Raw genomic sequence first — 11,925 nt, 5'->3', positions numbered from 1 at the left:
TAACGACCGTTGGTCGGAGACAACAACTAAGGGAGCGCCATGGCTACAAAGGACGCTACGGTTGCCGATCTTCAGCGCAAGTTTGAAGAGTCGAGTGCCGTTCTGCTGACTGAGTACCGCGGTCTCTCGGTTGCTGAGATGGGTGAACTCCGTAACAGCATCCGCGAGCACGCGACGTACGCTGTGGCGAAGAACACGCTGACCAAGATTGCGGCTAACAACGCCGGAATCACTGCGTTCGATGACGAGCTTGCCGGTCCTTCGGCACTCGCTTTCGTACACGGTGACACCGTCGCTGTCGCAAAGGCAATGCGTGACTTCGCCAAGGCACACCCTCTTTTGGTAGTAAAGGCCGGCTTCTTTGACGGAAACGCCCTTACTGCCGCTGAGGTAGGCAAGCTTGCCGATCTCGAGAGCCGCGAGGTTCTGCTGGCGAAGGCCGCAGGCGCTATGCAGGCTGCTCTGGTCGGTGCTGCACAGCTGTTCAACGCACTGCCCGCCAAGGTCGCTCGCGGCCTCGGTGCGCTGCAGGAGAAGCAGGACGCGTAAGGTTCGGCTCTCGCCGGATCCGCATTAACAGAATCCGCCTCGTTCACTGAGTGAATGAGGCAAACATCAAGGAGATACAAATGGCTAAGCTTTCGACTGAAGAGTTGCTCGCACAGTTCAAGGAGCTCACCCTCATCGAGCTCTCGGAGTTCGTTAAGGCTTTCGAGGAGACCTTCGACGTTTCGGCTGCTGCTCCCGTCGCAGTTGCTGCAGCACCCGCTGCAGCTGCTGAGGCTGTTGAGGAGAAGGACGAGTTCGACGTCATCCTCGACAACGTAGGCGACAAGAAGATCCAGGTCATCAAGGTTGTGCGCGAGCTCACCAGCCTGGGCCTCGGCGAAGCAAAGGCACTCGTTGAGGAAGCTCCCAAGGCTGTCCTCGAGGGCGCTAACAAGGAAGCTGCTGAAGACGCAAAGAAGAAGCTCGAAGAGGCTGGCGCAGGCGTCAAGCTCGTCTAAGTTTTTTCGCACTTACGCGATTCTTCGGAACGGGGTCACCTTCGGGTGGTCCCGTTCTTTTTTGTCTACATTTGCGCTGTTCGAATGCGTCTTCGAAATGTTAGACTTTTCCACTCTGTTTCTTGCGTTCTGGCAAACGTGCGAAACCTCGTTCTGTGAGTTCCTGAAAGGTGCACGTTGGCTCTGCTCTCACTCACGCTGAAACATGCAAAGCGCTATTGGTGGCTGATCGCGCTCGTTGTTGTGTTGCAGCTGGTGTCTACTATTTGTGGTTTGTGGCTTCCCAGCCTCAACGCAAAAATCATTGATGTCGGTATTGTCAATGGCGATACTGACTACATCTGGAGTACCGGCGGGTTCATGCTCGTCATTGCTCTCGCCCAAGTTTTTGCCGCGGTTGCCGCGGTCGTATTTGGTTCACTGACCGCTATGGGCGTCGGACGTGACCTGCGTCGCGAGGTCTACCGCAAGGTTGATTCGCTCTCAACGCTCGAAACCACGTCATTCGGCGCTGGCACGCTCATCACCCGCGGCACAAATGACGTGCAGCAGGTGCAGATGCTCGTGCTCATGACGCTGAACTTCATGGTGTCAGCACCGATCATGTGCATCGGTGGCATCATTATGGCCCTGCGTGAAGACGCGGGAATGTCATGGCTCGTGTGGGTCTCAGTGAGCCTGCTCGCTCTCATCGTTGTTTTCCTCGTGTGGCTTCTGCTTCCGCTGTTCCGCACGATGCAGGACCGCGTTGACGACATCAACTCTGTTCTGCGCGAGCAGATCATGGGTATTCGGGTGGTCCGCGCATTTGTCCGTGAAGACTTCGAAGCCGAACGGTACCGAGGCGCGAATGAGCGCATCACGAAGGTGTCGGTCAAGGTGGGTAACATCTTTGTGCTGATGTTCCCCATCATCATGATGGTGTTGCACCTCGCCACCGCCGCTGTGCTCTGGTTCGGCGGTCACCGTGTGGATGCGGGGGACGTGCAGGTCGGTTCACTCACTGCCTTCCTCCAGTACCTCCTCCAGATTCTTGCGGCAGTCATGATGGGCGTCTTTATGACCATGATGATTCCGCGTGCTGTTGTCTGTGCAGAACGAATTCGCGAACTCCTCGACACCAAGCCGTCGTTGACGTTCAATGAAAACGATGTTGTTGCGACACCGACGAGTGGCCGCATTGAATTCGCCGGGGTCACCTTTGGATTCCCTGGTGCTGAGCAGCCGGTGATCAAGAACGTCAGCTTTGTTGCTGAGCCGGGGAAGACGACCGCCATCATCGGTTCGACTGGCTCTGGCAAGACGACTCTGCTCAACCTCGCCCTTCGCCTGTTCGATCCACAAGAGGGAACGATCCGCATTGACGGACAACCCATCGAAAAGCTCACGCGCGCCCAGCTTGCGCAGACAATGAGTCTCGTGCCTCAGCGTCCGTACTTGTTTAAGGGCTCGATCGCCTCGAACCTCCGCTTCGGTGATGCGCAGGCGACTGACGAACAGCTGTGGGAAGCGCTTCGCGTAGCCCAAGGTGAGGACTTCGTTCGCGAGAAGGATCTCGGTCTCGATGCGCCAGTTTCTCAGGGTGGAACCAACGTCTCCGGTGGCCAGCGTCAGCGTCTGTCAATCGCGCGTGCGCTTGTAGCAAAGCCTCGGGCCTACCTGTTCGATGATTCCTTCTCGGCGCTTGACGTCGCGACTGACGCGCGCCTTCGCGCAGCGCTTCCCGAGGCCACCAGCGGCGCAACCCGCATTATCGTTGCGCAGCGTGTCTCGTCGATTGTGGACGCGGATCAGATCCTCGTCCTCGAAGACGGCGAACTTGTTGGCCGCGGTACCCACGATGAACTGCTTGAGTCTCACGAGATCTACCAGCAGATTGTCGCTTCTCAGATGGATACGGTGGGAGCAGAGTAATGGCAAGAAAGTCACGCACTCAGTCAGCCGTCGCTGAAGCTGAGATCGCAGAGAGCATCGAAGAAGAGTTCACCCCGGGTGAGCTTGACGGCGACATGTTCGGCAATGCCTCGGCCAAGAAGGCAAAGCACTTCTGGCCATCGGCGAAGCGACTCTTCGGTTTGTTGAGCCCCGAGAAGTACACGTTCATGCTGGTCGTGTTGCTCGTTGTCGCTTCAGTCGTGTGCACGGTCATCGCCCCGAAGATACTCGGCCAGGCGATGGACGTCATCTTCAACGGGGTGAGGGGCGATGGCATTGACTTCGGTCACCTGTCGCGCCTGATCCTCCTTGTGCTGGCGCTCTATCTCGTTTCCTCGTTCCTGATGTGGCTCGAGGGCTACATCCTGAACGGGCTCGTCATGCGGGTCGTCTACAAGCTGCGCCAAGATATTGAAGAGAAGATCAACCGCCTGCCGCTGAGCTACTTCGATAAGCAGCAGCGCGGTGACGTGCTCTCACGCGTCACCAACGACGTCGACAACATTCAGCAGGCGTTGCAGCAGGGGTTCTCTCAGCTCATCAGCTCGTTCTTGACGGTCGTCGGCATCATCGCAATGATGTTCATCGTTTCTTGGCAGCTCGCACTCATCGCGCTGATCGCGCTTCCGCTGTCGGCAATCATCGCTGGCATCGTCGGCGTGCGTGCTCAGAAGCTCTTTGCTGCACAGTGGAAGAGCACTGGCGAGCTCAACGGTCACATTGAGGAATCATTTACTGGCCACGAGCTTGTACGCATCTTCAACCGCGACCGAGAAATGGCCGAGCTCTTTGACGAGCGCAATGAACGCCTCTACAACTCGGCGTTCAAAGCACAGTCGCTCTCTGGCTCGATCATGCCGTCGATGCAGTTCGTTTCGTACCTCTGCTACGTGCTCATCGCAGTCGTCGGTGCGCTTCGCGTCACCGCCGGTCAGCTCACCCTGGGTGATGTAACCGCGTTCATCCAGTACTCACGTGAGTTCTCGCAGCCTCTCGGCGAGATGGCCGGTCTTGCGAACATGATGCAGTCCGGTATTGCATCGGCTGAGCGCACGTTCGAGCTCATGGACGCTGATGAAGAAGCACCCGACAGTGAAGCTTCGACGAAGACCCATCTGCCAGAGCGAACGAGCGGGCGAGTGGTGTTTGAGAACGTGTCGTTCAGCTACACGTCTGAGAAGCCGCTCATCCAAGACCTCTCACTCGAAGCTGAGCCGGGCAACACGGTTGCAATTGTTGGCCCGACAGGTGCTGGCAAGACGACTCTCGTGAACCTCATCATGCGCTTCTATGAGCTTGATGGCGGGCGGATCACGCTCGACGGCGTCGACATCACCGAGCTGTCGCGTGCTGAGCTGCGTGGACACGTTGGCATGGTGTTGCAAGATGCCTGGCTCTTTAAAGGCACGATCCGCGAAAACATTCGCTACGGTCGCCTCGACGCAACCGATGACGAGATCATCGAGGCAGCACAGGCCACCATGGTGGATCGCTTCGTGCGTCAGCTCCCCGAGGGTTATGACACGGTCATCGATGAGAACGGTTCGTCGCTTTCGACTGGTGAGCGTCAGCTACTGACGATTGCTCGTGCGTTTATCGCTCGTCCGTCCTTGCTCATCCTTGACGAGGCAACCTCGTCCGTTGATACGCGCACTGAGGTGCTCGTGCAAAAGGCGATGCAGACCCTCCGTCAGGACCGCACCTCGTTCGTGATCGCGCACCGTCTCTCAACGATTCGTGACGCGGACACCATCCTCATGATGGAATCCGGCCGCATTGTCGAGCAGGGTACCCACGAGGATCTGCTTGAGCGTGATGGGGCATACGCCGCACTGCACATGGCGCAGTTTGCTGGTACGGATGCCGACGAGGCGGATCCCGGTCTTGACGAGTCGGGTGCTTCTGCCGATGCTGAGGGGGTTGCGGTCGCTGAGCGTTCTGCGAACTCTGAAGCCTCGAACCCAGGCTCAGGCGAGGCGAAGGGTGGCAACTCACCCGAGGTTGAGGCTGGTTCCTGATTTCGTGAATTGATCAGCTAGAATACAAGAAGCCCCTCATGTGGTGGCATCTCGGCGAACTCCCCCAGGTCGGAAACGAAGCAAGGGTAGTCGGGCTCTGTCAGGTGCATGAGGGGTCTTTTGTGTTTTCAGACGATGCTGGCTCTCTGGCGCATGGCAATCTGGCGCATGGTTCTCTGGCGCATGGCATTTCTGTGCGGGGCAGACCTGCCTGATGCCTTGAAACAAGGCGTTTCTGTCGAGAAGCCCCCTTATTTGCGGCAGAAAGCCTCATTCTCGAGAGAAAGGGTCGTTCTCGCGCGGGTGACGGACGAGGGAGCTGCGACGGGCCCGAGAAGCACCCGCGCAGCACCGGTGAAGCGCGTGAACTCGCACAAAACCCCTGATCCGCATACGCGCGGGCCGCGACTGAGTGAGCTCGCTAGCCGCCATGCGTCCGCACGCCTCACGCGCAGAGTAGTTTGATGTCGAATGAACCTTGTTTTGACGTCAAGAAATCAAGCTGTGCGGGGCCTGCAGGCTGACTAGGCTGGAAGAATGGCAGCAAGCATTTACCTGACTTCCGCCGAGGGACACACCGGCAAAAGCGCGGTCGCGCTCGGCATTCTTGAGTCTCTCGTCTCGAAGGCAGCGCGTGTGGGCGTATTCCGCCCCGTCATTCGTTCGGCGTCAACGCCCGATCGTGTGCTCGAACTCCTGCGAGATCGAACGACCGCCAACTTGCCCTATGAGGCGTGTGTTGGCGTTACCTACGAAGAGCTGAATTCAAAGCCAGAAGCATCGATGGCGCGGATCGTCGCGGCATATCGGGCGATGAAGCGTGAGTGCGATGCAATCGTTGTTGTCGGCTCTGACTACAGTGACATTGCTTCGCCAACCGAGCTCGCGGTCAACGCGCGTATCGCGGCAAATCTTGATACGCCTGTGCTGCTGGTGCTCGGTGGTCGCCGCCCCGAATCTATCGCGGTGCTTGGCCAGTCGGTTGCACGTTCTGCTCCGGAATTGTCGCTCGTCGCCGAGCTCGGAATCCACGAGCTGCACGCCGAGCATGCGACCCTGCTTGCGACCATTGTGAACCGTGCCGACCCCGACCAGCTCGTCGAAATTCGTGAAGAGGTTTCACGGGTCGTTCCCGACGGTGCTCCGGTATGGGTGCTTCCCGAAGAGATTCTGCTGGTTGCCCCGCAGGTGTCTGAGATCATGCGTGCGGTCGACGGCCGACTTGAGCGTGGCAGCACCGACCTGCTCGCCCGCGAAGCAACGCACGCGGTTGTCGCTGGTATGTCGATGCCGAATACGCTTCCGCGTCTCATCGAGGGGTCAGTGGTCGTTCTCGCCGCCGACCGTTCTGAGCTGTTGCTTGCCGTCACTATGGCGCACGAAAGCCCGACGTTCCCGACTATCGGTGCGGTCGTGTTGAACGGTGACTTCGAGTTGCCAGAGTCAGTTTCACTCTTGCTTGATGGCATCGACTCGACGCTTCCGGTGATCCGCACCGATCTTGGCACCTTTGACACCGTTCAGCGGATCTCAAATACCCGTGGTGTGCTGACCGAAGAGTCGCCGCGTAAATTCGATACGGTACTTGCCAACTTCCGTGAGCACGTTGACGCTGACCTGCTTCGTGAGCGTCTGAGCCTGCATCGTGGTGGCGTGCAAACGCCTGCAATGTTCACCTACGACCTGTTCCAGCGAGCAGCTGAGGCGAACGCCCACATCGTGCTTCCCGAGGGAAGTGACGACCGCATTCTCCGTGCCGCGAGTACGCTTCTGTCGCGCGGCACCGTGCGCCTCACCATTCTCGGTGAGGAAGCCGTGGTGCGTAAGCGCGGTGCTGAGCTCGGTCTCGCAATCGACCGTGCGAATGTGGTGAACCCCAAGACGAGCCCGCGCCTCGAAGCGTATGCGCAGGAGTACACGAAGCTTCGCGCACACAAGGGCATCGACCTTGAACAGGCCTACGAACGAATGGCGGATCACAGCTACTTCGGCACCATGATGGTGCACCTCGGTGACGCCGACGGCATGGTCTCTGGCGCTGCAAACACGACCGCAAACACCATTCGTCCGAGCCTGGAGTTCATTAAGACGAAGCCGGGTGTCTCGGTGGTGTCGAGTGTGTTCTTCATGCTCCTCGCTGATCGTGTGTTGGTCTATGGCGACTGCGCAGTGAACCCTGATCCGACCGCTGAACAGCTCGCGAGCATCGCGCTTTCTTCGGCAGAGACTGCCGCAGAGTTCGGGGTGGATCCGCGCGTCGCAATGCTCTCGTACTCGACAGGTGCGTCTGGTTCTGGTTCTGGCGTCGACAAGGTACGTCAGGCCACTGAGCTTGCGCAGGCTGCACGTCCTGACCTGCTGATCGAAGGTCCTATTCAGTACGATGCCGCGGCAGATCCCGAGACCGGTGCGTCGAAGCTGCCGGGTTCTGAGGTTGCAGGGCGCGCGACGGTCTTCGTCTTCCCTGATCTCAACACGGGAAACAACACGTACAAGGCAGTGCAGCGCTCAGCTGGCGCAGTAGCTGTCGGCCCGGTCTTGCAGGGCCTGAATAAGCCGGTCAACGACTTGTCGCGTGGCGCCACTGTCGAAGACATCCTGAATACCGTTGCGATTACTGCTGTGCAGGCCGGAATGGCTGCTAGCTCGGAGGCCGTGTGAACACGAACATGACCGATTCGGCAAAGATTCTGGTGCTGAACGCAGGGTCCTCGTCGATCAAATATCAGCTGGTTGATCCCGAGACTGGTGTGCGACTCGCAAACGGGCTGGTCGAACGTATTGGCGGTGAAGCTGGGCAGATCCGCCACAACACTGGCGAAACCACCGTCGTACGCGAGTTCCCGATCGCTGATCACACCGAAGGCTGCCGTGCCGTTGTCGAGGCGTTCGCAGAAGCCGATATGCCAATTCACGAACTCGGCATCGTCGCGGTCGGTCACCGCGTGGTGCAGGGCGGCGATGAGTTTATCGAGCCGACGCTCATTGATGACCACGTTGCAGAGCGGATCCTCGCGCTTGCCGAGCTCGCGCCCCTGCATAACCCTGGGCATTACGCGGCGATTGTGGCCGCCCGTCAGGTGCTGCCAGACCTGCCGCACGTCGCAGTGTTCGATACTGCCTTCCACCAGACGATGCCGGCTTCCTCGTACACGTACGCGATCGATCGTGAAGCTGCGCGCGAACACGGGATTCGCCGCTATGGCTTCCACGGCATCTCGTATCAGGTGGTTTCGCGGCGTACTGCTGACTTCTTGGGCGAGCCCGTTGAATCGCTGAAGCAGATCATTCTGCACCTCGGTAATGGCGCTTCAGCATGTGCAATTGACGGCGGTAAGTCGGTCGACACCAGCATGGGCCTCACCCCGCTCGAAGGCCTCGTCATGGGGACTCGATCAGGAAACATCGACCCGGGTGCGATGCTGCACATGCTGCGCCGTGGCATGTCAGTGGACGAGCTTGACGAGCTTCTGAACAAGCGTTCCGGCTGGCTCGGGCTTGCCGGGTCAAACGATTTCCGTGACATTCGCGCCGGTGCTGCTGCCGGTGAGGCGGCTGCAGAGCTCGCTATCGAGGTGTACGTGAAGCGGATCCGCGAGTATCTTGGCGGCTTCCTCGTTGACCTCGGGGGAGCGGACACGATTGTCTTCACCGCAGGGGTCGGTGAGAACGCACCCGACCTCCGCGAGCGCGTGTGCGCGGATCTGGCCTGGCTCGGCATCGAACTCGACCACGAACGCAACTACGCAGACGCCAGCGGTCCGCGAGTGATTAGTACCGATGCATCACGCGTGCGTGTGCTCGTGGTTCCCACCGACGAGGAAACTGAGATCGCGCGCCAAACGCAGCAGCTCGTCCATTTGACTTCGCACTGAGCGGCATACACACACCACTCAGTGCGTTCACACGTAGGGCGGAACCGATCATCGGTTCCGCCCTACGTGTACATACGGCATGAAGTTCCTCGCATGTGGGATCCGTGGCTGCGCCGGTCAGCCTGGTTTTCCACCTGCGTATTCATGCCGTTTCTTTCTCGCCGTAGCCGCTGACACACGTAGTGGTTGCGGACTTCAACGAGAACAGTGCGATCTTCCACGGATTCCGCAGGCAAAACACCTTTGCTCTGGCCGTGGAGTGAGCAGTATTGAAATACATCAATCACCGGCGATTGCAAAGGAGCAACGTGACATCTACGACGCAGATGATTTATCTCGGTCGAAAGGAACGGCCCAAACGGGGATCTTTGCTCTTGCTGATCCCAGGGGTAGCTTCGGTGGTACTTCTTGGCATCCTTCCGCTCTTTATCGTTGCTCGGAACAGTTTCGCGGTCGCAGATGACTACGGCGGAATCGTGGGTGGATTTACCTTCGAGCATTACGCAAAGCTGCTTGACCCTGTGTATTCGAAGACGATGCTTTTCTCCCTTGGCCTTGGTCTCCTCAACACGCTTGTGTGCGTGGTTGTTGGGTACATCACCTCGTACTACATCGTCTCCAGGCCAGAGGGCATGCAAGGCTTCCTGCTGCTGCTCATCATCATTCCCTTCTGGACTGATTTCTTGGTGCGTACGTTTGCGTGGATCACCATTCTTGGTTCTGGCGGACCCATCGCAGGCGTGCTTGGCATTTTTGGAATCTCAGGGTTCTCGATGATTCCGAGCAACGTCGCAGTGGTGCTTGGGCTGCTGTACTCATTCCTGCCGACCGCGATCTTCCCCATCTATGCGTCCATGCGGTCGATCGATGGTTCGCTCAAGGAAGCGGCGACTGACCTTGGATGCAGCTGGTGGGGCGTGCACCGACGAGTGATTCTTCCGCTGAGCCGACCAGGAATTCTGGGTGCAGCATTGCTCACCTTTATTCCCACTATGGGGGTCTTTGTGATCCCAGTGCTGCTGGGCGGAGGCAAGGATCCGCTCGTGGGAAACCTCATTGTGACCCTGTACACCGAATTCCGTAATCAGCCCATGGGCGCAGCCGTTTCGATGATGCTCCTGGTGCTCATGGTGCTTTCGATGGCACTCATCGGACTCCTCTTGAAGCGTTCTTCAGGAAAGAAGCAGGGGGCCTAACAACATGGATCGCATTGTGAACGGCATTGCTCGTGCCGTCTTCGTTTTCCTCTACATTCCCATCGTTGCGGTGATCGTTTACTCGTTCAACGCAGCCGGAACAAACAGCAGGTTTGATGGGTTCACCCTGCAGTGGTACTCGGACCTCTTTGCCGATGGCGCGCTGATGCAGACGCTCCGTACGAGCGCACTTGTTGCGGTGCTTGCTGCAACCGTGGCCACCGCCGTTGGCATCATGTACGCACTCGGGCTGGCCAGATATAAGGGCCGTGGCAAGGCCGGCTTTATGGCGCTCATTGCGCTGCCGCTTATTGTTCCAGAGATCGTGCTCGGTGTTGCGCTGCTCAGCGTATTTAGCGCGACGAAGATGCCGCTTGGCATTACCACGCTCGTGCTCGGTCACCTGATCGTCTCACTCCCGCTGGCGACCCTCGTGCTGATGAGTTCAGCAGCGATGCTCGACCCCAGCCTGCCTGAGGCAGCCACAGACCTTGGCTGCTCACCCTGGCAGACCTTCACGCGTGTCTACTTCCCGCTGCTGCGGCCGGCCGTGATCGCAGCGTGGCTGCTGAGCTTCACAACCTCCTTTAGCAACATCGTGATGTCGACGTTCTTGAGTGGCGTCGGGTCAACGACCCTTCCACTCAAGATCTACTCCAGCCTGAAATCCGGTCTCACGCCGAGTATCAACGCACTGGGAGCACTGCTCATCTTGCTCACGCTTGTCATTGTGCTTGCGGTCGGTGTCACCCAAATGCGCCGAATCCTTGTCGACTCGCGTTCATAAGACCTCAACAATTTACCCTCCTCATTTCACCTGTTCGAAAGGAACATCATCGTGAAGAAAACAACTTTTGCTGCAGCTGGCATCGTCGCCGCGCTTGCACTTTCCGGTTGCAGCGCAACGAGCGGCGAAGGGGCCGCTCAGCAGCTCAACGTCTACGCCTGGGCCGACGAGATTCCGCAGAGCGTATTTGACGCGTTTACCGAAGAGACCGGCATCAAGGTCAACGTTGACAACTTTGACAGCAACGAAACCATGATTTCTAAGCTCGCGACCGGCAGCTCCGGATACGACATCGTCGAGCCAAGCCAGTACGCGGTGCAGCAACTTGTCGGTCAGGGGCTTGTGGAGCCTCTGGACAAGTCAAAGATCGAAGGGCTCGACAACATTGCCGAGAAGTTTAGCGACCCGATTTACGACCCGGGCCTCGAATACTCGGTGCCTTGGGTGTGGGGTACCACGGGACTGTTGTATAACTCGGAGTGCACTGGGGGCGAAGAAATCACCAGTTGGAAGTCACTGTTTGATAAGAAGTGGGAAGGCAAAGTGAACATGCTTGACAACATGCTCGCTGCCTACATCGCTGGTCTGCAGGTCAACGGTTATCCCGCGAACAGCAAGGACGAGAAAGAGATTGCCGCCGCAACTCAGTCGTTGATTGATCAGAAGGCAATGCTCTCGGGCTACAACTCAACGAACTATGGCGACCTTGTCGCAAGCGGTGATGTCTGCATGTCCATGGCATGGGGCGGTACCCAAACAGCAAAGATCGTTGATGCCAATGAGCAGGTTGAATACGTCTTGCCGGAGGAGGGCGGCAGCCTGTGGGTCGACGGTATCTCGATCGCAAAGGGTGCCCCGAACCAGGAAGCGGCATACGAGTTCATTAACTTCCTCCTTCGCCCAGAGATTGGTGCGATGGCGACAAACGATGCCGGTCTCGCGAGCGCGAACGTCGCTGCTGCAGAGCACGTCTCCGATCAGGGACTGCTCACGAACGCTGCCGTGTACGCATCGGACGAGCAAGTAGCGAACGCAGACTTCATCGTCGATCCAGGCGCAGCAATGAAGTTCTATCAGGACGGCTGGACCCGAGTTAAAGCGTCATAA

The 11,925-nt window shown here is 58.3% G+C and carries 9 protein-coding genes and 1 other RNA gene; all 10 read left to right on the top strand.

The annotated features are described in order from the left end of the window. Positions 1–39 precede the first annotated feature (39 nt). The 10 genes from rplJ to FW756_RS02535 all read left to right on the top strand — a co-directional run bounded on the left by rplJ (position 40) and on the right by FW756_RS02535 (position 11,925). Positions 40–549: a 50S ribosomal protein L10 gene (gene rplJ, locus FW756_RS02580; RefSeq protein WP_188023077.1), complete on the top strand. Its 510-nt coding sequence runs from the start codon at positions 40–42 to the stop codon at positions 547–549. A gap of 80 nt (positions 550–629) precedes the next feature. Beyond that, entirely contained in the window at positions 630–1,007 is a 378-nt protein-coding gene (rplL, locus tag FW756_RS02575) for a 50S ribosomal protein L7/L12 (protein ID WP_188023076.1), read from the top strand. 177 nt (positions 1,008–1,184) lie between these two features. After that, positions 1,185–2,921, top strand: coding sequence for an ABC transporter ATP-binding protein (locus tag FW756_RS02570; protein ID WP_446428614.1), 1,737 nt, complete (start codon positions 1,185–1,187; stop codon positions 2,919–2,921). Next, positions 2,921–4,960, top strand: a complete 2,040-nt coding sequence (locus FW756_RS02565; protein ID WP_446428613.1) for an ABC transporter ATP-binding protein — start codon at positions 2,921–2,923, stop codon at positions 4,958–4,960. The genes FW756_RS02570 and FW756_RS02565 overlap by 1 nt, the downstream gene beginning before the upstream one ends. A 27-nt stretch (positions 4,961–4,987) precedes the next feature. Beyond that, positions 4,988–5,084: signal recognition particle sRNA small type (gene ffs / locus FW756_RS02560), an RNA gene on the top strand. Between the two features lie 413 nt (positions 5,085–5,497). Next, positions 5,498–7,621, top strand: coding sequence for a phosphate acetyltransferase (gene pta, locus FW756_RS02555; protein WP_446428612.1), 2,124 nt, complete (start codon positions 5,498–5,500; stop codon positions 7,619–7,621). Between the two features lie 8 nt (positions 7,622–7,629). Further along, complete coding sequence (locus FW756_RS02550; RefSeq protein ID WP_446428734.1) at positions 7,630–8,835, top strand: acetate/propionate family kinase; 1,206 nt, start codon at positions 7,630–7,632, stop codon at positions 8,833–8,835. A gap of 308 nt (positions 8,836–9,143) precedes the next feature. Further along, on the top strand, positions 9,144–10,031 hold the full coding sequence (locus FW756_RS02545; RefSeq protein ID WP_446428611.1) for an ABC transporter permease: 888 nt from the start codon (positions 9,144–9,146) through the stop codon (positions 10,029–10,031). Positions 10,032–10,035: 4 nt separating this feature from the next. Further along, positions 10,036–10,818 carry an ABC transporter permease gene (locus FW756_RS02540; protein WP_446428610.1) on the top strand — a complete coding sequence of 261 codons (783 nt, stop codon included), beginning with the start codon at positions 10,036–10,038 and terminating at the stop codon, positions 10,816–10,818. 51 nt (positions 10,819–10,869) lie between these two features. Beyond that, entirely contained in the window at positions 10,870–11,925 is a 1,056-nt protein-coding gene (locus tag FW756_RS02535) for an ABC transporter substrate-binding protein (RefSeq protein WP_446428609.1), read from the top strand.

The organism is Leucobacter sp. 1207-22 (assembly GCF_052850455.1).
This window is presented reverse-complemented; position numbering and strand designations above follow the sequence as displayed.

Bases quoted from the DNA above. Each gene is read 5' to 3' on its own strand.
- rplJ (WP_188023077.1), top strand. From the start codon at position 40: ATGGCTACAAAGGACGCTACGGTTGCCGATCTTCAGCGCAAGTTTGAA.
- rplL (WP_188023076.1), top strand. From the start codon at position 630: ATGGCTAAGCTTTCGACTGAAGAGTTGCTCGCACAGTTCAAGGAGCTC.
- FW756_RS02565 (WP_446428613.1), top strand. From the start codon at position 2,921: ATGGCAAGAAAGTCACGCACTCAGTCAGCCGTCGCTGAAGCTGAGATC.
- pta (WP_446428612.1), top strand. From the start codon at position 5,498: ATGGCAGCAAGCATTTACCTGACTTCCGCCGAGGGACACACCGGCAAA.
- FW756_RS02550 (WP_446428734.1), top strand. From the start codon at position 7,630: ATGACCGATTCGGCAAAGATTCTGGTGCTGAACGCAGGGTCCTCGTCG.
- FW756_RS02540 (WP_446428610.1), top strand. From the start codon at position 10,036: ATGGATCGCATTGTGAACGGCATTGCTCGTGCCGTCTTCGTTTTCCTC.